Source organism: Nitrospira sp. (assembly GCA_024760545.1).
In the GTDB taxonomy this organism is placed as follows: Bacteria; Nitrospirota; Nitrospiria; order Nitrospirales; family Nitrospiraceae; genus Nitrospira_D.
Genome location: CP060501.1, coordinates 2,132,634 through 2,152,134, shown reverse-complemented (window position 1 = coordinate 2,152,134; position 19,501 = coordinate 2,132,634). Strand labels below are relative to the sequence as shown.

Below are 19,501 nucleotides of genomic sequence, written 5' to 3'. Positions count from 1 at the left end.
AGAACGGGTTTTTCGATGCGTCTAGGATTCGTAGAAGCGCAGACCTACAGGGCAATTTTGGAAGTCCGTAGAACATGAGGCAAATTGACTCGTTCCGAGCCCTCCATTAAAATAGGCCCTTCTCTCCTCCCCTCACTCGTTCATTGTGATGAGGCGGTTGAGAATTATCTAAAAACAGGCAAAGGAAGTTCATGGGGTTGGGCGACGGTTTTTATCGAATCAAGCGACTCCCGCCGTATGTCTTCGCGCAGGTTCAATCCCTCAAGCTTGAGGCTCGACAGCGCGGCGAGGACATTATCGATTTTGGGATGGGCAACCCGGATCAACCGACGCCGCCTCATATCGTCGAAAAGATGATCGAGGCAGCGCGCAAAGGAAAGAATCATCGCTATTCGGCGTCACGCGGAATCACGAAACTGCGGCATGCCATTTGTGGATGGTACAAGCGAAATTATGATGTCGATCTGGATCCGGATACGGAAGCGATCGTCACCATTGGATCAAAAGAAGGTCTCGCGCATCTTGCCCTGGCCATGATTGGTCCCGGCGATGTGGTCCTGACTCCGACCCCTACCTATCCTATCCATATGTACAGTTTTATCATTGCGGGCGGCGAGGTCCGTGGAATCGAACTCCGCCAGGACAGCGACTTTTTCGAAGATCTGACGCACGTCTATCGGCAGACCTTTCCGCGTCCAAAAATTCTCGTCATCAATTTCCCGCATAATCCAACCACGGCAGTCGTGGATCTGGAGTTTTTCAAGAAGATCGTGACCTTTGCCAAAGAGCACAACGTCATCGTCATCCATGACCTGGCGTATGCTGATCTCGTGTTCGACGGCTATAAGGCGCCGAGCTTTCTTCAGATCCCAGGTGCGAAAGACTGCGGGGTGGAGTTCTATACCTTATCCAAGGCCTACAACATGCCGGGCTGGAGGGTGGGGTTTTGCGTGGGTAATCGAGAAGTCGTCGGAGCTTTGGCGAAAATCAAAAGCTACCTCGACTATGGCATTTTTCAGCCTCTTCAAATCGCCAGCGTGATCGCGTTGAATGGCCCTCAGGACTGCGTCAAGGAGACGGTTCTGCGGTATCAGAAACGGAGAGATGTGCTGGTCGGCGGGCTGAATCGGATCGGCTGGCAGGTCGCGAAGCCACTCGCAACGATGTTTGTATGGGCGCGCATCCCCTTGCCCTATCGCCATATGGGATCGTTGGAGTTTTCAAAGCTCTTGCTCAAGGAGGCAAAAGTGGCGGTCTCGCCGGGGATCGGGTTCGGCGAAGGCGGCGATGAATATGTGCGATTCGGCCTGGTGGAAAATGAACATCGTACCAGGCAAGCCGTCAGAGGAATCCGCAAAGCCCTCAAGCTCGATGGGGGCCAAGAATGACGTCGCGCATCGGAGTCGGGATTGTGGGGTTCGGCACGGTTGGTACCGGTGTTGCCAGGATCCTCTTAAACAATGCGTCACTCATCACTCGTCGCGTCGGTGTGCCTGTGGAACTTGTTCGCGTGGCGGATCTGGATATTGTGAAGGATCGCGGAGTGTCATTGGGCTCCGGTCTATTGACCACCGATGTCAGGCAAGTCCTCTCTGACCCCAATATCGATATCGTGATCGAACTCATCGGCGGATACGATACGGCCAAGCGGGTCATCCTGGATGCGATTGCCGCCGGGAAGCATGTGGCCACGGCGAACAAAGCGCTCTTAGCCCTTCACGGCGAGGAAATTTTTGCGGCCGCCACACGCAAGAATGTGGAGGTGGGGTTTGAAGCCAGCGTCGGCGGCGGTATTCCTATCGTTCGGGCGTTGACGGAGGGGCTCGCCGGCAATAGGATCGAATCCATCTACGGCATCATCAATGGAACCTCCAACTATATTTTGTCGAAAATGACCCATGAAGGGCACAGTTTCAAGGAGATCCTTCAAGATGCCCAACGAGCCGGTTATGCCGAGGCCGACCCGACGTTTGATGTCGCCGGGATCGATTCGGCGCACAAGCTCGCCATTCTCGTCAGTCTCGCCTATGGAACACCGGTCAACTTTAAGGACATTTATACGGAAGGGATTACGAACCTCACGCCGACCGATATCGCGTACGCCAAACAGTTCGGGTATACGATCAAATTGCTGGGGATCGCGAAATTCGTGGACGGAGAAATTGAGGCTCGGGTTCATCCCACGATGCTCCCTTCCAACTCGCCCATCGCTCAAGTTGAAGACGTGTACAATGCAATCCAACTGGTCGGTGATGCCGTCGGTGATGTCGTACTGTATGGACGAGGTGCTGGATCCATGCCGACCGGGAGCGCCGTCGTGAGTGACGTGATCGCAATCGGGCGGAATCTGCTCAAAGGTGCCGTTGGTCGAGTGCCGGTCGCGTCGTTCCAGCAGGATCAACGGCGACCCCTTCGGCTGAAATCGATGGAAGAGATCAGTTCGCTCTATTACCTGCGGTTTACCGTTGTGGACCGACCCGGCGTATTGGCACAGATCGCCGGTGAGTTGGGGCGTTGTGGGATCAGTATATCCTCGATGATGCAACAGGGACGCCGTGAAGGGCAAACGGTGCCGGTTGTCATCAAGACGCATACCGCAAAGGAGCGTGATGTGCAAACCGCGCTCCGTGAAATCAACCGAAAGGCGTTCGTCTCCGAACCGACGACGCTCATTCGTGTCGAAGGCAAGGACGAGTGACCGATGAATCGTTGGCGCGGAGTCATTGAAGAGTATCGCAAGTTCCTCCCCGTGACCGAAAAAACCCCTGTGATCAGTCTCGGAGAGGGCAACACGCCTCTGATTCGTGCCACGAGATTGGCCAAGGCAATCGCACCGGGAGTCGAACTCTACCTAAAGTTTGAGGGCGTCAACCCAACCGGGTCGTTCAAAGACCGCGGGATGACCTTGGCCATCTCGAAGGCAGCGGAAGGCGGCGCTCGGGCCGTCATATGCGCGTCAACCGGTAACACGTCCGCCTCGGCCGCGGCGTACGGGGCTCGAGCCGGGTTATCCGTGTACGTATTGATTCCTGCCGGAAAGATCGCCATGGGCAAGCTGTCCCAGGCGATGATGCATCAGGCGACGGTCATTCAGATCGAGGGCAACTTTGATCAAGCCCTGGCCCTCGTCAAGGATTTTTCGGCCTCGCTGCATATCGAATTGGTGAACTCGGTGAATCCGTTCAGAATCGAGGGTCAGAAGACTGCCGCCTTTGAGGTCTGTGATCAACTCGGCGATGCGCCGGCCGTTCATGTGCTCCCGGTCGGGAACGCCGGGAATATCACGGCCTATTGGCAGGGGTACAAAGAATATCGCGCGGCGAACCAGACCATGAGAGTGCCCCGCATGATGGGATTTCAAGCTGCTGGGGCTGCTCCGATTGTGTTGGGCAGAGTCGTCGAACAACCGCAAACTGTCGCGACCGCGATACGAATCGGTAACCCCGCCAGCTGGTCTTCGGCGTTGAGGGCCGTGGAGGAATCAGCCGGCGCGATCGATATGGTGACGGATGAAGAGATTCTCCAAGCCTACACAACAGTGGCGGCCACCGAAGGGGTCTTTTGTGAACCGGCCTCAGCCGCGTCCGTCGCCGGCGTGGCGAAGCTGCATCGAGCCAAGGTTCTGCGAGAAGGAGAGACGGTCGTATGTACGCTTACAGGGCATGGTCTGAAGGATGCCGACACGGCAATCGGGGTGTCGAGGCAACCACAAACTGTCAAGGCGACGCGCGACGACGTTGCCCGTCTGTTGAAGGTCTGAAACGCGTGTGGATCTCATGAAGTATGTGATCGTGCACGCCGGGGGGATGGCGGACCGTCCGTACTCGGAACTGGGTGGGAGGACACCGCTGCAAGCGGCCGCGACGCCCTATCTCGATCAACTCGCGCAGAGCGGAGAACTCGGTCGGCTCCTGATATCTACCGAGGGGATTCGACATGGAAGCGGCTTGGTCGGTTCGGCGATTCTCGGGTACGATCCACGAAAGTTTTATCAAGGGCCGGGGCCGCTCGAAGCAGCGAGTTTAGGCGTGTCCGTGACAGAACACGATGTGGTGTATCGCTGTACGATGGTCACCTTGCGGCCGGAGGGTGGGAAAGGCGTCGAAATCAAGAAATTAGGGCCGCACGTGATTATGGACGATGCCACGGCCGGGTTGATCGAGACCGAGGAGGCTCGCGAATTGATCGAGGCTCTCAACGAGCAAGTCGGTTCTGAAACCATTCAGTTCTATCCGGGCGCGGGGCATCGTCATCTGATGGTATGGGTCAATGGAAAGCCGCGAGCCATCTGCAATGATCCGCAGACCATACTTGGTCAATCTCTCGCCGATGCGTTGCCCACGGGAGACGGCGCAGACATTCTGCGGAAGCTCATGGACACCGCGCATTTTATCTTGCGGGATCATCCCGTGAATGAGGAACGGATGGCAGCAGGGAAGAAACCGGCCAACTGTGTCTGGTTGTGGGGTGAAGGACGAGCCGTCATGTGGCCGAGTTTGGTCGAAAAGCATGGCATTTCAGGGACGGTTGTGGCGACGAGTGATGTCTATCGCGGTGTAGGGATTTGCGCCGGTCTCGACGCGGTGGATCCCGATAGGCTGCCCGTCGATGATCTCCGCAACATGGCGACGGTGGCCCTGGAGGAGTTCGTCAAGAAGGATTTCGTCTATGTTCATGCCGAGTTAACGGATGAGATCACACATGGTACGGATATGAAGGCCAAAGTTCGCGGGATCGAAGACTTCGATCGCAACCTTGTCGCTCCGTTAGTGGAAGGGTTGGCCAGTCAAGGCCCCTATCGGTTCCTCGTGCTGTGCGATCAGGCTGCAGCAGCCGAAGATCAGGCGTTTTATGCGTTTGGTGAGGGAGGTGGAAAAGGTTCGGAGGCCGTCGGCCGCCGCTTCACAGAAGCCGATGCGTTTGCCGCAAACATGCCTGCTCGCGACGCCACCAAGTTTATAAACAAGTTCTTCGTAAAGCACTGACGACCGTGGCGCTGATCGTCCAAAAATACGGCGGGACTTCGGTCGGGACGATTGAGCGAATCCATCGTGTCGCCGACCGCGTGGCTCAGACACAGCGGGATGGAAATCGAGTCGTGGTCGTGCTCTCCGCGATGAGCGGTGAGACAGATCGACTCATCAAGCTGGCACACGCGGTGACGGCCGCTCCCGATGAACGCGAATTGGACATGCTGCTTTCAACGGGAGAACGAGTCACCATCGCACTGTTGGCGATGGAATTACGAGGACGAGACATCAATGCCCGGTCCTTTACCGGTCGGCAGGTCGGGATCATTACCGATAGCGCACATACGAAGGCGCGGATCGCGCGCGTGACGGCAGATCGCATCCGTGAGGCTCTGGAACAAGGGGTGATCCCCATTGTGGCTGGATTCCAGGGGATCAATGAGCGCTCGGATGTCACGACGCTCGGACGTGGGGGTTCTGATCTCTCAGCGGTCGCATTGGCAGCGGCTCTGAAAGCCGACCGGTGTATTATCTTTACCGATGTGGATGGCGTCTACACGGCGGATCCCAACATCGTCCCTGCGGCGAGACGGATCGAGAGGATCGCCTACGAAGAAATGCTGGAAATGGCCAGTCTCGGGGCAAAAGTTCTCCAAACGAGATCGGTCGAGTTCGCGGCCAAATTCAATGTCCCGGTCGAGGTGAATTCCAGCTTCAAAGCAGGAAAGGGAACGCTCGTGACGAAGGAAGATGTGGACATGGAAGCGGCAGCTATCGCCGGTGTCACCGGAGATCGCAATCAGGCGAAGATTACGATCATTGGAGTACCGGACAAACCGGGGATTGCCGCCAGGATTTTTGGACCTGTCGCGGAGGCCCACATCAATGTCGATATGATCATTCAGAACATCAGCCAGGCAGCCATGACGGACCTCTCCTTTACCGTCCCGCGTGCCGATCTGAAGAACGCTGTGCCGATCATTCAGGCAGTGGCGAAGGACATTGAGGCCAAGTCAGTATCGGTGACCGAAACAATCGCCAAAGTCTCGCTCATCGGAGTGGGGATGCGGTCCCACTCGGGGGTTGCGGCCAAGATGTTCGAGGTCCTCTCTCGAGAAGGGATCAACATTATGATGATCAGCACCTCTGAGATCAAAATTTCTTGTGTCATCGATGAAAAGTATCTCGAATTGGCTATGCGATCTCTCCACTCGGCATTCGATCTCGATGCGGCATAGTTCTTTTGTCGTCATGGGGCGCTTACAGTCGTAAGGATTCTATCTGATGGGAGGCACGGAAGACTCATCCGTTCCAGTCTCGACAGACCACCTGACGACCTGATACCCTTTCTTCCCATGGCTCGAAAAACATCTCAGCCTCGCTTCCCCCGAGCTTCTCGTGAGCACCAGCCGATTTTTGAGCAAAAACCGGCTGCGGATCACACAGCATTACTGGAAATCTATGACACCACCTTGCGCGACGGAGCCCAGGCGGAGGACGTCAGTTTCTCAGCCGACGACAAGGTCCGCATTGCGCAAAAATTGGATGATCTGGGCGTTCATTTTATCGAGGGTGGCTGGCCCGGGGCGAATCCAAAAGACATTGAGTTTTTCAGAATCATCAAGACCATTCCGCTCAAGCACGCGGACGTCATCGCGTTCGGATCGACCAGGAAAGCCAGCAATACCGCTCGAAAAGATCCCAACCTCCAGGCGTTGCTTGCCGCCGAGACAAAAACGATCACGCTCTTTGGGAAAACCTGGTCGCTGCACGTGACCGATGCGCTCGGAATCTCGCTGACAACGAACTTAGAATTGATCGCAGATTCCATTGCGTACTTGCGCGGGAAGGGGCGCCGGGTGTTCTATGATGCAGAGCATTTCTTCGATGGATACAAGACCAACCCCGAGTATGCGCTCACCACCCTCAGAAAAGCGGTGGAGGCCGGGGCAGAACGGGTGATTCTCTGCGATACCAACGGTGGATCGATGCCGTGGGAAATCCGAGAGATCTGCCGTGTGGTTCAACGCGAATGTCGGGTCCCGCTCGGGATTCACGCGCATAACGACTGCGAAATGGCGGTGGCGAACTCGCTCGTCGCGATCGAGACCGGTATCGTGCAGGTACAGGGAACGATCAATGGGATTGGGGAACGGTGCGGGAATGCAAATCTCTGTTCGATTATTCCCAATTTAGAGTTGAAGATGAAACATCCTGTCCTGACCGATCGATTGAGCCATCTGAAGGATGTTGCAGGTTTCGTCACCGAGATCGCGAATCTGATGCCGAACAAACATCAACCCTATGTCGGTGATGCCGCGTTTGCACATAAAGGCGGAGTGCACATTCATGCCGTGCTCAAGAATTCGGCCACCTATGAACATGTCGATCCGGTCCGAGTCGGTAATCGGCAGCGGATGCTCATTTCTGACTACGGAGGACGGAGCGGTCTGCTCGACAAAATCGAAACTTACGGCATCAAGCTTTCAAAGAACCACGCCAAAGTCGATGAACTGATCCATACGTTGAAGGATCGAGAGAACCAAGGCTATCAATTCGAAGGCGCTGAAGGATCGTTTGAGCTGTTGATGCGGAAGGCGATGGGGAGCCACAGACCTTCGTTTCAATTGCTTGGGTTTCGCGTCATCGTCGAGAAGAAGCAGGAAGATGGAACGCCCCTTTCCGAGGCGACAGTGATGGTTAAGGTCGGTGAAGTGGTTGAACATACGGCAGCCATCGGTGCTGGACCGGTAAACGCCCTCGACCATGCATTACGCAAGGCGTTGGAAAAATTCTACCCGCAACTTCGAGAGGTGAAACTTCTCGACTACAAGGTACGTGTGTTGGCGGCCAATAGAGGGACTGAGTCAAAGGTACGCGTATTGATCGAATCCGGAGACCACAAAGATAAATGGGGGACGGTTGGGGTCTCGGAGAACATCATCGAAGCCACCTGGCAGGCTCTGGCGGATAGCATCGAGTACAAACTTCTTGCCAAGGACTAGATGATTTTCGTAAGCATTCGCCAAATTTATTCTTGACAGGTTGTGTAACCTCACGTAACTTAAGCAAAACTCATCGCATTGCGGGGTTGGTCCGCAAGATTGAAGCGCGGTGAGTTGCAGTGGTCACGTAGGGGGGTGGCATGAGAAAGGCGGATATCGCTGACGAAATTTTCAAGCAGGTCGGCATTTCGAAGAATGAAGCGGCTGATATTGTGGAGTTTGTGCTGAATCTGCTCAAGTCTGTCCTGCAGAAGGGAGAATCGGTCAAAATTGCCGGGTTTGGAAATTTTGTTGTGCGGAGCAAGGGTGCCCGTAAGGGACGAAACCCGAGGACTGGAGAAGAAATCGGGATTACCCCTCGTCGCGTCGTGACATTTCGGCCAAGCCAAGTGTTCAAGAAATACGTCAATTCATAGCAGGATGCTGAAAAAGACCGCCCGCTTCGTGTTTGCGTCACTCAAGGTCTCACCGTACGATGCACGGTACGACTCGGCTTCTCGTTCGTTGCGGCCTCAATGGCGATCTTTTTGATCATCCTGCGTAAAAATAACAGACAGATCGACGATCAGCTCAGCTCCACTGAACAACCACAACGCGCACCGTGAGGCCGGTCATGGGAACTGAGCCCAGGCTGGGGAGTAAGGTTTTCTATAAAATCGGAGAGGTGAGTCAGCTAACGAAGCTTCCCGCGTATGTGCTCCGTTTCTGGGAATCACAATTCACCTTTTTGAAACCCAAGAAGAGTCGAGGCAATCAACGTCTCTATGTTCAACGGGACGTCGAAACCGTGCTGCAAATCAAGCGGATGCTTTATGACGAGGGGCACACCTTGGAGGGAGTAAAGCGGTATTGGGTCCGTCGCGGACGGGCTGCCTCTCGAAAACTGAGTACCAAGGACGTCGCGAAAAAGTTGAGAGGAGACCTGCAAGTTATTCTCAAGATCATCGAATCGCATCCATGATGCGTGTCATCGGCGATGGTTGCCGAGATCCGAGATCATAGGCGAGGATGAGAACCAACGGAGATAGAAACATGTCGGGGCGTAGCGCAGCCCGGTAGCGCACTCGCTTGGGGTGCGAGTGGTCGTGGGTTCAAATCCCGCCGCCCCGACCAGTTTACCCACTATTGAGCGTGCGGAGAACTGAGTGATGGACTCGTATCACTCAGTTCCAACCCCGGAGCTGCCTCAGGCAGCTCTTTTTGTTGAAAGCGGACCATGCGCATCCTTGTGACCAACGATGACGGGATCCACTCACCGGGAATCGCCGTTCTGGCCAAGTCTCTTGCCGCGATCGGTGAGGTGTGGGTTGTGGCTCCGGATCGCGAACGGACCGCCGTCGCGCATGCGGTTACACTGCACAAACCCTTGCGACTCCATCGAGTCGCGGCGCGTATCTTCTCCGTCAATGGGACACCGGTGGATTGTGTGAATCTAGCACTGCTCAAAGTCATGCCCAAACGGCCTCACCTCGTAGTGTCCGGCATCAATAAAGGTGTCAACCTCGGTGATGATGTGATGTATTCGGGGACCGTTTCCGCGGCAGTGGAAGGGACTATTCTGGGCGTGCCATCCCTGGCGGTATCCCAAGAAGGGGCTGAGAAATTCCGTTTTGAAGTGGGTGCCACCTATGCCGTACGTGTCGCGCGGCTCATCCTTGCTCGCGGCCTTCCTGAAGAGACGCTGCTGAACGTCAATATCCCGGATCGGTCGAGACGGGGAGTCAGGGGGGTGCGGGTCACCTGCCTCAGCCGCAGGCGATTCGATAATCCGATTATCGAGAAGCTTGATCCACACGGACGCAAGTATTATTGGATTGCCGGCAAGCGCATATCATGGAGTCGCAGTAAGGACGCCGATCACGAGGCGATCGAAGAGGGGTTTGTCTCCATCACGCCGATCCGTTTGGATAGTACTCACCATGGAGTACTTGATCAGTTCCGTGCGTGGGAGCCGATGATCAAACGCGATGTCACACGGTCATCCGCATCGCGGTTTGCCATTGGCCCTACGGAGGAGTCGGGTGTGTGATAGGAGGATTGATCGAAGCTGTCATCAGTGAGCTGAGCCGATTCATCATTGCCTGTATTTCGAAATTCGGCTATGCGGGCATCATCTTTACCATGGCTGTCGAGAGTGCGTGCATTCCCTTGCCGAGCGAGATCATCATGCCCTTCTCCGGTTACCTTGTGATGACCGGGGAATTCACCATGCTGGGAGTAACGCTGGCCGGCGCGGTCGGCAATGTTCTTGGTTCGATCGTGGCGTACTATGCGGGTGTGTGGGGAGGGAGGCCGTTTGCGGAGCGCTATGGGCCCTATTTCCTCCTATCGCATCATGATCTCGATGTTGCCGATCGCTGGTTCGCCAAATACGGCGAGGCCGCTGTCTTTTTTAGCCGCATGCTTCCGGTTGTGCGCACGTTCATTTCGCTTCCGGCGGGCATTGCGAGGATGAATTTCCCCCGGTTCGTCCTCTTCACCTTTGTCGGCGCTCTGCCCTGGTGCTATCTGCTGGCCTACATCGGCCTCCGCATGGGGGAACAGTGGGAGCATCTGCGTGACTATTTTCATCAATTCGACATCGTAATTGGACTCGTGCTTGCTTTGGCCGTAGGGTACTTCCTCTGGTCTCACTGGCCCAAGCGGCGTATGAATCCAGAGGCCTAAGCCGTATGCTCAAGTTGTTCAATACCCTCACCCGGAAGCGAGAACCTTTCGAACCCATCGAGCCAAAGAAAGTCCGCATGTATGTCTGCGGCGTAACGGTCTACGACTATTGCCATATCGGCCATGCGCGGAGTGCATTGGTGTTTGATGTGCTGCGACGTTACTTGGAATATAGCGGCTATGCCGTGACCTTCGTGAAAAACTTCACAGATGTGGACGACAAGATCATCAAGCGCGCGAACGAACAAGGTATTTCCTGTGATGTGGTTACCGCGAAGTACATACGGGCATACCAGGAAGATATGCGAAAGTTGGGTATCAGGCCGGCGACGGAAGAGCCGAAGGCCACTGAGCATATGGCCGACATCATTCAATTGACGGAAGCGCTGGTTAGGAAGGGTTTGGCCTACGTCGTGGACGGCGATGTGTATTTTGAAGTCTCGAAATATCCCGAATACGGACGTTTGTCAAAACGACGACTCGAAGACATGCAAGCCGGTGCGCGTGTGGATGTCGATGCACGAAAACATCACCCGATGGACTTTGCGTTGTGGAAGAGCAGCAAGCCGGGCGAGCCGGCATGGGCGAGCCCGTGGGGACTTGGCCGGCCGGGCTGGCATATCGAATGTTCGGCGATGTCGATCAAACATCTCGGTGAAACCTTCGACATCCATGGCGGCGGAATGGACCTGATTTTCCCCCACCATGAAAACGAAATGGCTCAGTCTTGCGGCGCAACGGGGAAAACATTCGCGCGCTATTGGGTGCACAACGGCTTCGTGCAGATTAATCAGGAGAAGATGTCCAATTCGCTCGGCAATTTCTTCACGGTTCGTGAGATCTTCGAGAAATCTGAATGGTCGGAAGAGGTGACTGGGGAAATTCTCCGGTACTTTCTTCTTTCAACCCATTACCATGGGCCGCTCGATTTTTCTGATCAAGCATTGAAAGAGGCCAAAAACGCCCTGAATGGTTTCTATGACCTCTTTGGACGTCTCGGCGAGTCCGATGAGAATTCGGTTGCGGACCGAGACCTGGAACAGTCGGTCCAGCGCTTTAAGAACTCTTTCAGAGCAGCAATGGATGACGACATGAATACACCGATGGCCGTTGCTGAGTTTCAGAAACTGCGAAGCGACATCAATAAACTCCTGGATCGGGGGATTTCCACGAAAGCGCGACAGATTGCCAGAGATGAATTTCGCGCCATGGGCAATCTGTTGGGGTTGTTTCGGTTGGACAAGTGGCAGTTTCACGACTCAGCTTCTGACGCGTTGTCGGCCAATGCCATGGAGACCGCAACGGTTCGAACGGTCCTATCTGAAACGGACATTGAAATGCTGCTGATAGAACGGAAACAGGCTCGCAGTCGGAAAGATTTTATGCGGGCAGACGAGATCAGGAAATTGCTCGCAGCTCAAGGAATCATCATCGAGGACAAACCGGATGGCACCAGCCGCTGGAAACGCTGACGGACAGGAGATTCTCTATGGCCTCCATACCGTACGCGAAGCCCTGAAGGCCGGTCACCGGCCATTGCAGCGCGTGCTGGTTCTTCGGACCAATAAACAGTTTGCCGATCTGGTGCAACTGGCTCGATCTCGTCATGTTCCAATTCATGTCCAGCCTCTGACCGCTCTTGACCGCCTCATACCCAATGGCAAGCACCAAGGCGTCGTGGCATTTGCCGCGGCAAAAGCCTATCAGACGGAGGATTCAATTCTGGCTCGCGCAGCGCAACGCCATGAGCAGCCGCTCTTGGTCATCTTGGACGGGGTAGAAGACCCACACAACCTTGGAGCGGTGCTTCGGACGGCGGAGGGAGCCGGTGCTCACGGTGTATTTGTTCCCGAACGAAGAGCCGCCGGGCTCACGTCGGTAGTTGCGAAAGCTTCAGCCGGAGCGATCGATCACATTCCTGTGGCGCGTGTGACGAATCTGAGCAGATTGCTCGAGTCGTTGAAGACGGCTGGAGTCTGGATCTACGGAGTCACGCCGTCGGCAAACAAGGTATTCACCGACGTCGATCTGCGAGGACCCATCGGGCTAGTCTTGGGAGGTGAGGGAACAGGCATTCGGCCGGGAGTTTTGCAGCATTGCGACGAATGTATCCGAATTCCTTTGAGAGGCCAGGTCCAATCGTTGAATGTGTCGGCAGCCGCCGCGGTAGTCCTGTTCGAAACGGTTCGTCAGCGCCGTTCCGGTAACCAGAACCGGGACGATGCTACCGAACTCTGAGCGCGCCCCCCTGGATGGCGGTCTTCAGTAATTGAGCCGTATTCGATACCCGCATTTTCTTCATCATATTGGCGCGGTGTGCCTCGACGGTCTTGACGCTGATCTTCAAGCGTTGACCGATCTCCTTGTTCTTAAATCCTGCCCATATCAATTCCAGGATTTCCTGTTCCCGTGACGTGAGCGATTCAGGACGCTTTACGCGAGGAGGAGGTTCAAGGTCGGCAAGAGATTTTCGAGGCCTAGGCTTCGCAGTCGCTTTAGCCATGATGATGAGTTCTCCTTTCATAAGGATGAGTTCTCCTTTGATAGGGATACATTTCAGGTATACTCGACATGGACCAAACAAAGCACAATGCAGTCATTATGAAATGATCGATTGCGATTGTAAATGCAGGGCCTTCGGCCCTAGTAGGGTTGCTGGGTAAGGAAAGCACTCTGAGCAATTATGCATGAGAGCCAAACTCTACTGCCGTTGGTGATTGCCGGCCTTTTCGGCGGCCTCATCGGCAGCTTTTTAAATGTGTGTATTTACCGTCTTCCACGGCAGGAGTCGATTGTGTGGCCGGGATCTCATTGCCCGACCTGCTCCCACTCGATCGCTTGGTACGATAACATTCCCGTTGTGAGTTATCTGGTTCTGGCCGGCCGATGTCGACAGTGTTCAGTGCCGATTCCCTTCCGCTATCCGTTGGTGGAGATTGTGAATGCTTTGGGTTATGTCGGGGTCCTTTGGTTCTTCGGTCTTAGCTGGGCTGCCATGGCGTATGGATTGCTCTATTCGGCTCTCCTCGTCGTAGCCGGAACGGATCTTTCTCATAAGATGATTCCCAATGCCGTTACGTTCCCCGGAATCATTGTAGGTCTCATCAGTGCAGCGACAATTCTTCCGCTCGGCTTTCTGAACGGGTTATTGGGAGTTCTCGTCGGAGGAGGAATTCTATGGCTCTTAGCGTGGGCCAGCCCTTATGTCTTTGGAAAAGAGGGCATGGGAGGGGGAGACATCAAGCTGCTCGCTATGATCGGGGCGTTTCTTGGGTGGAAACCCGCGCTGATGACGATCATGGTGGGGTCTTTCTTAGGGTCGCTCGTCGGCGTGACGCTCATCGTCGCACGAGTAATCAGGCGAGAAGACTACATTCCATTCGGGCCGTTTCTTGTGTGCGGCGCCTTGGTGGCGCTCTTCTTTGGGCAATCTCTTCTCGACTGGTATCAAGGGGTGCTGGCTGGCTAATGACTCCCATGGCCACTTCTGAGCGTTTAGTCACTGTATCTCTTCCGTAAGGAACTGTATCTATTGGTGTATAGTTGTGCTCTTCCGCGATCTCTTTCTCTTCTGACACTGTCCCTTCTTCGTTATTCCACGCCTTCTCCGTTTTCTTTCCTTGATTCCATGGTTTAGAGCATTCCGATCCCCCCAATCGTTGTCAGGACATGACCCGCGAACGATCTATCCCTGAGCGGCACGACTCTTGACATAGCGATCGGCCAAGCTCACCGGAGCGGTCACAGTGAGGAAGATATGAAGGAAGAAGGCAAGACATTGACGGAGCTGATGGTCGTTGTGGGAATCATCGGAATGGTCTCGATCATGGCGATTCCCAGCTTCTTGGGCCTCAACTCCCGTACGCAGGTCCGCTGCACCACGGAAGAGGTTGCCTCTGAACTCCGTCTTGCGAAGCAGCTTGCGTTGACCTATCGCGATCGGGTTCGGATTCTCATCGATATGGAGCAACAGGAACTGATCACGCAGTTTGTCAATGGCGGCACCATTCACCATGTGTATCGCTATGGGGGGAAGGGTCTTGTGATCGAGGAGCCAAGCTCCGGACTCGAGATCCAGTTTCATCCAAGCGGACGCTCGGCCACTGCCACGACGATCCAACTCCGCAGCCATGAAGGCCAGACCCAATCACTCACCGTGAGCCTCACGGGTCGGGTATCAATCCTATGAGCGACTCACCTCAGCAGAATGGCTTCAGTCTCGTCGAGGTGATGGTCGCGATGATGATCTCCGGAATCGCATTAATGGGGGCTCTGGGTGCGGTGGAGGTTTCGTCGAAACATCTGCAACAGGGCGGCCTGAGCAATAAGGCGTTGGAACTAGCCCAGGCCAGATTGGAAGTGAAGCGTTCTGTTCGCTGGCAGTCTCTTCTGGAAGATGACCTGGATCGTGATGGCGTTCCCGAAACGTTCATGGTCGATGACGGCCGGGGTTACGATGTCACTGCGGGCGATGGGATCTATACGGCCATGCATGAGCGCGACGGAGTGACGGTAGTGTGGACCATCGAAAGTCAGCGTCCTGGACCACTCAGCGGCTCTGGAATGGTGACGATCCGAGCGGTCGCTTCCTATCCTGGGCTAAGAGGGCAACCGAGAGAAATCTATGTGGCGACTATTCGAGCCAATCCCGGATATGTGGGGCAACAATGAGCCGTGACGGCGCTATCACTTCTGACCTGAGACGTCAGGCTTGCTTCCATGCCCTGGTCAACGTGCACGGAGTCTGTCTGACCGAGTTGATGATCAGTTTGGCCGTGGGGGCGGCTGTGCTGGCCGCAGCGCTGAGTGTTTTCAATGTGGTCCATGCCCATGCAGAGAAGCAGCACCGGACATTGAAACATCAGCAGGATCTACGATTGGGGCTGGAAGTATTTGAGCAGGAAGCTCGATTAGCGACGGCTGACTCGATCGTCAAGGCGGCTCCCGATGAGTTTGCGTTTCAAGCCAATCTCAGCGCCTATCGGACGACCACGACCGGCGCCATTCATCCCGGCCAATCCGTCATTCCGGTGCAGGATGGGCGTGGATGGGGTGAAGGAAAGACAGTCATTGTGTGTAGCCCGCGCACCTGCGAATCGCATCGACTCTCTCGCGGTGGACAACGATATCAGTTGACCCTGGCAGAGCCGGTTGGGGCGTCATTTCCGGCTGGAGCCGCCATTGAAGTACACAATCGAGTTCTCTATTACGTGAAGCACGAGAAGGAAGACACGTCGAACCTCATGCGCATGGTCGATGGAGGCGCGAGTGAGCTCATTGGGGAACTCGATGATCTTAGGTTTTCGTACTGGGACGAGATGGGACAGAAAACGAATCAACCGCAACTGGTAAGGCGGGTTGTTCTGGAAATTCAGTCCAACCAGTTCCTGCATAGAATGGTCCGCGAAGTGAGCATTCGATCATAGGAGGAGACGAGACATGTTGCCGAGTGACACCAACATAGGCCAGCAGGGGATTGCGCTTCTAGGAGCTATGGTGATCGTGCTGATCTTATCCCTACTGGCCACGACACTTCTGAATCTGGCCGGGCAGGAGGCCATCAGTGCCAATGCCGGAAACCAAGCAGCCGTTGCCCAGCAACTTGCCGATGCGGCCAGCGAACTCGTGGTCGCCTGGTTTCACGACCCGAGGTCGACTGCCGTGACACCAAGGATTGCGTCCCAGCTTGAAAAAAGAAATCGTGATGCAGAAGGGGCTCCTTCATTTTTCGACCCCACCGGCCGCTCACAATTTGTGGGAACAGCGAATCAGCCGGATTATCTCTTCCATGCAGAGAACGCTTCGGAGAATCAGGTATTCAATGATCCTGAGGCCGGGATGTTTCGTGTCATGCAACACCTTGGACATGTGGAAGAACTCAAAGTGTACGCGCCCTCGAATCCGGGTCTTCTGTGCACCGTCGACGCCACCATTGCAACCCATACCAATCCGCCTGTCCGGCAATCCGTTTCCCTTCAGCTTGGCGCGCTGGACGTGCCGCCCCTGAAAGCCGCTGTCCAGGTGCGTAAGTCCTTGGGCGTGTTCCGACCGGGAAGTGAGTCGCCCGTGAGTGTACATTGGGGCGATTTACGGGTCGGTGAAGACCTTGTTCTAAGGCAAGGCGGCGACATCCCCACACTCAGTTCGTTCGCTCCTGTGACGGGGCAAGGATACGACGAGACGTCTCAACGGGAGGATCGTTGGATGCAAGCCTGGGTAGGAGGAAACGTTCAAATAACCCAACCCCCGTCGAGTCAAACCCCTAGTCTCCCACACAATCTTCATGAGGCCCAGAATCCTATTCCCGGAGTTCGCCTCGATCAGTGGAACTACGAACACCTGAAGCGACTGGCAAAACGGTTTGGTCGGTACTTCGGCATTGATCGCGATGGGCTTCTGTATCCCCAAGGTGTCGTAGAACCTGGACATGGGTTATCTCCTGATGAGGTACTCCGGTCCCAAGCACCTGGGGATCATCGCGGTCTGATTTTTATCGACACGCTCGACCAAACCGCGCCGCGTCTCGACAATCTCGGCACCCTCAAACTGCAGACCTCATACGTAGAGGGTACCGTGGTGATGCAGGGTCATGTCGTGCTTGCTCCAAATGGACTTGGTTCGTCCGTCCCGGCTCTCAGCCCTCCAAAGACGGGCCAGGGCGATGATCCTGCCCGAACACTCGTTCAACTCTCGGGCATACATTTCAACGGAGTGCTGTATGCCAGCGGTACCATCACGGTTGCGGGAAGAGTGAGACTGTATGGAGCTGTGGTTGCCGGGGAGACGATTGCGCAATCGAGTTCAAGAGGCACGTTCGAAGTGTGGTATGAGCACGAACTCGGACAAGGTCTGTTCCGAGGGTTGCCGGTCGTGTATCGGGCCCCAGGCACATGGATGGCACGCTACTGAATTGCTTACGCTGCCCGTCGTTGTCTCGGCGAACGATTAAGGCGAGCGACACAGGACATAAAAGCAACTTCTTATTGTCGATGACGAAGGATGAGATAGAATGATCACGCACGGTGCTGAAGCGCATGGTAAACGGCACGTTCTTTCTGCCGCCTGTCTGAAAAAACCCCAGATGGCCAAACCACCTCGCAAGATGACGATGGCACGCAGTCTTTTGGACTGTATCGCTTATCGAGGCCTCATCAGTCAGACCGAACTCGAATCGGCGGTGGAGGAATCGTTATCAAGGGAAGTCGATCTGGAAACCATCTTGCTCGAAAAGTATCGCGTGCCGAGAGCCGCACTCGGATCGACGCTCAGCGAATTCTATCAATGTCCCTATGTCCCCTATGACGAGCGGACCGTCATCGACCCGGAACTGTTAAAGAACCTCAGTTTCGATTACCTCAGAAGGAACTCCTGGATTCCCATGAAGCGACAGGGAACCGTGCTTGATATCGTCATCAACGATCCCCACGACTTAGAAAAAGGTCTCGATATCCGTCGCGCGTTCCCCGGCACGACGGTCCGCTTCTCTGTCGGGCTTCGAAGGGACATCGAGCAATACCTCCTTGTCGCAACAGGGCAGGCCAATGGCGGCTCGATCACTGAGATCCTTGGGGAACTAGTCGATGAAGCCGGTATCGAGCGAAACGGTGATGCCGAATCCGGCGAAATCGATGAAAACGATTCAGCCATTGTGCGCCTGACCAACCAGATTATCGCCGAGGCCTATCGATTAGGGGCGTCCGATGTGCACGTCGAACCCTATTCGGATCGCAAGGAAACAGCCGTGCGGTTCCGTGTCGATGGGACGTGTTTTACGTACATGCGGATCCCGGCTGTCTATCGACGAGCCATTGTCTCGCGTCTGAAGATCATGGCCAACTTGGATATTGCCGAGCGGAGGAAACCTCAAGACGGAAAGATCCGCTATAAATTGGCGAAGGATCGGGAAATCGAATTACGTGTCGCCACATTGCCGACCGCAGGAAGCAATGAAGATGTCGTGCTGCGTCTTCTGAGCGCCAAGGAAACGATGCCGTTGGAGGCGATGGACTTTTCGCCGGACGTTTTGGAGACCGTCCAGGCACTTTCCGAGCGTCCACATGGAATTTTTCTCTGTGTAGGACCGACCGGCTCCGGGAAAACCACCACGCTGCACGCGGTCATGCACCACATCAACACCGATGAGCGAAAAATTTGGACGGCCGAAGACCCCATCGAGATCACACAGGAAGGTCTCAGGCAAGTGCAGGTGCATCCAAAGATCGGGTTTACCTTTGCCTCCGCAATGCGCGCCTTTCTTCGAGCCGACCCGGACGTGATCATGATCGGAGAGATGCGTGATAAAGAAACGGCCGACATTGCGATAGAAGCATCGCTCACCGGTCATTTGGTGATGAGCACGCTGCATACCAACAGTGCGGTCGAAACCATCACTCGATTATTGGATATGGGATGCGATTCCTTCAATTTTGCCGATGCAATGTTGGGAATCCTCGCAATGCGTCTCTGTAAGCGCCTTTGCCTCCAGTGCAAAGAGAGCTATCACCCGACTCAACAGGAATACGACGAGCTGATGCAAGGCTACGGAGCGCGCTATTGGGATAAGCTCGGTGTCACGTATACCGACGACTTCACGCTCTATCGTGGAAAGGGCTGTGAGGTTTGCAATCACAGTGGGTTTAAGGGACGGGTCGCGTTGCATGAACTCCTGGTTGGGTCTGAAGATATCAAAAACCTGATTCAAGGGAAGGCGAGAACGGCTGAAATCCTGAGCGTAGCCATGCGCGATGGAATGGTCACGCTGCTGCAGAATGGCATTCAAAAGGTGCTGAAGGGTGTTACGACATACCGGCAGGTCCGCGCCGTAGCGATAAAGTAGCGCGAACAGGACATGCGAAACCA

Annotated in this window: 19 protein-coding genes and 1 tRNA gene; 19 read left to right on the top strand and 1 reads right to left on the bottom strand. The window is 55.1% G+C overall.

The annotated features are described in order from the left end of the window. The first annotated feature begins 191 nt into the window (after positions 1–191). From alaC to rlmB, 13 genes are all read left to right on the top strand, one after another. A complete protein-coding gene (gene alaC, locus H8K03_10190) occupies positions 192–1,388 on the top strand; it encodes an alanine transaminase (protein ID UVT22227.1) in 1,197 nt (398 codons plus the stop codon). Further along, on the top strand, positions 1,385–2,698 hold the full coding sequence (locus tag H8K03_10185) for a homoserine dehydrogenase (GenBank protein UVT22226.1): 1,314 nt from the start codon (positions 1,385–1,387) through the stop codon (positions 2,696–2,698). Before alaC ends, H8K03_10185 begins: the two co-directional genes overlap by 4 nt. A gap of 3 nt (positions 2,699–2,701) precedes the next feature. After that, positions 2,702–3,760: a threonine synthase gene (locus H8K03_10180; protein ID UVT22225.1), complete on the top strand. Its 1,059-nt coding sequence runs from the start codon at positions 2,702–2,704 to the stop codon at positions 3,758–3,760. A gap of 16 nt (positions 3,761–3,776) precedes the next feature. After that, complete coding sequence (locus H8K03_10175; protein UVT22224.1) at positions 3,777–4,985, top strand: phosphoglycerate mutase; 1,209 nt, start codon at positions 3,777–3,779, stop codon at positions 4,983–4,985. A gap of 5 nt (positions 4,986–4,990) precedes the next feature. Then, complete coding sequence (locus tag H8K03_10170; protein ID UVT22223.1) at positions 4,991–6,208, top strand: aspartate kinase; 1,218 nt, start codon at positions 4,991–4,993, stop codon at positions 6,206–6,208. A gap of 117 nt (positions 6,209–6,325) precedes the next feature. After that, positions 6,326–7,975, top strand: coding sequence for a citramalate synthase (locus H8K03_10165; protein UVT22222.1), 1,650 nt, complete (start codon positions 6,326–6,328; stop codon positions 7,973–7,975). A gap of 140 nt (positions 7,976–8,115) precedes the next feature. Then, positions 8,116–8,391: an integration host factor subunit alpha gene (locus H8K03_10160; GenBank protein ID UVT22221.1), complete on the top strand. Its 276-nt coding sequence runs from the start codon at positions 8,116–8,118 to the stop codon at positions 8,389–8,391. A gap of 197 nt (positions 8,392–8,588) precedes the next feature. Then, complete coding sequence (locus H8K03_10155) at positions 8,589–8,936, top strand: MerR family transcriptional regulator (GenBank protein ID UVT22220.1); 348 nt, start codon at positions 8,589–8,591, stop codon at positions 8,934–8,936. Between the two features lie 75 nt (positions 8,937–9,011). Further along, positions 9,012–9,088 (top strand) — tRNA-Pro (locus H8K03_10150). A gap of 103 nt (positions 9,089–9,191) precedes the next feature. Continuing rightward, a complete protein-coding gene (gene surE, locus H8K03_10145) occupies positions 9,192–10,004 on the top strand; it encodes a 5'/3'-nucleotidase SurE (protein ID UVT22219.1) in 813 nt (270 codons plus the stop codon). Positions 10,005–10,012: 8 nt separating this feature from the next. Further along, the gene (locus H8K03_10140) at positions 10,013–10,642 is read left to right on the top strand and encodes a DedA family protein (GenBank protein ID UVT22440.1); all 630 of its coding nucleotides are present in this window, start codon (positions 10,013–10,015) and stop codon (positions 10,640–10,642) included. Between the two features lie 5 nt (positions 10,643–10,647). After that, positions 10,648–12,114: a cysteine--tRNA ligase gene (locus H8K03_10135; protein UVT22218.1), complete on the top strand. Its 1,467-nt coding sequence runs from the start codon at positions 10,648–10,650 to the stop codon at positions 12,112–12,114. 10 nt (positions 12,115–12,124) lie between these two features. After that, on the top strand, positions 12,125–12,880 hold the full coding sequence (gene rlmB / locus H8K03_10130; GenBank protein UVT22439.1) for a 23S rRNA (guanosine(2251)-2'-O)-methyltransferase RlmB: 756 nt from the start codon (positions 12,125–12,127) through the stop codon (positions 12,878–12,880). Here rlmB and H8K03_10125 read toward each other — a convergent pair. Further along, a complete protein-coding gene (locus H8K03_10125; protein UVT22217.1) occupies positions 12,867–13,166 on the bottom strand; it encodes a response regulator transcription factor in 300 nt (99 codons plus the stop codon). The two genes, rlmB and H8K03_10125, sit on opposite strands and share 14 nt — an antisense overlap. Before the next feature lie 159 nt (positions 13,167–13,325). Here H8K03_10125 and H8K03_10120 point away from each other — a divergent pair, with 159 nt between their 5' ends. The 6 genes from H8K03_10120 (at position 13,326) to H8K03_10095 (ending at position 19,478) form a co-directional block, all read left to right on the top strand. Next, on the top strand, positions 13,326–14,111 hold the full coding sequence (locus H8K03_10120) for a prepilin peptidase (protein UVT22216.1): 786 nt from the start codon (positions 13,326–13,328) through the stop codon (positions 14,109–14,111). A 288-nt stretch (positions 14,112–14,399) separates the two neighbouring features. Continuing rightward, complete coding sequence (locus H8K03_10115) at positions 14,400–14,831, top strand: prepilin-type N-terminal cleavage/methylation domain-containing protein (protein UVT22215.1); 432 nt, start codon at positions 14,400–14,402, stop codon at positions 14,829–14,831. Further along, positions 14,828–15,313, top strand: a complete 486-nt coding sequence (locus tag H8K03_10110) for a prepilin-type N-terminal cleavage/methylation domain-containing protein (GenBank protein UVT22214.1) — start codon at positions 14,828–14,830, stop codon at positions 15,311–15,313. The genes H8K03_10115 and H8K03_10110 overlap by 4 nt, the downstream gene beginning before the upstream one ends. Beyond that, on the top strand, positions 15,310–16,068 hold the full coding sequence (locus tag H8K03_10105; GenBank protein UVT22213.1) for a hypothetical protein: 759 nt from the start codon (positions 15,310–15,312) through the stop codon (positions 16,066–16,068). Before H8K03_10110 ends, H8K03_10105 begins: the two co-directional genes overlap by 4 nt. Positions 16,069–16,081: 13 nt before the next feature. Further along, a complete protein-coding gene (locus tag H8K03_10100) occupies positions 16,082–17,551 on the top strand; it encodes a hypothetical protein (GenBank protein UVT22212.1) in 1,470 nt (489 codons plus the stop codon). A gap of 199 nt (positions 17,552–17,750) precedes the next feature. Then, complete coding sequence (locus H8K03_10095; protein UVT22438.1) at positions 17,751–19,478, top strand: type II/IV secretion system protein; 1,728 nt, start codon at positions 17,751–17,753, stop codon at positions 19,476–19,478. Positions 19,479–19,501 lie beyond the last annotated feature (23 nt).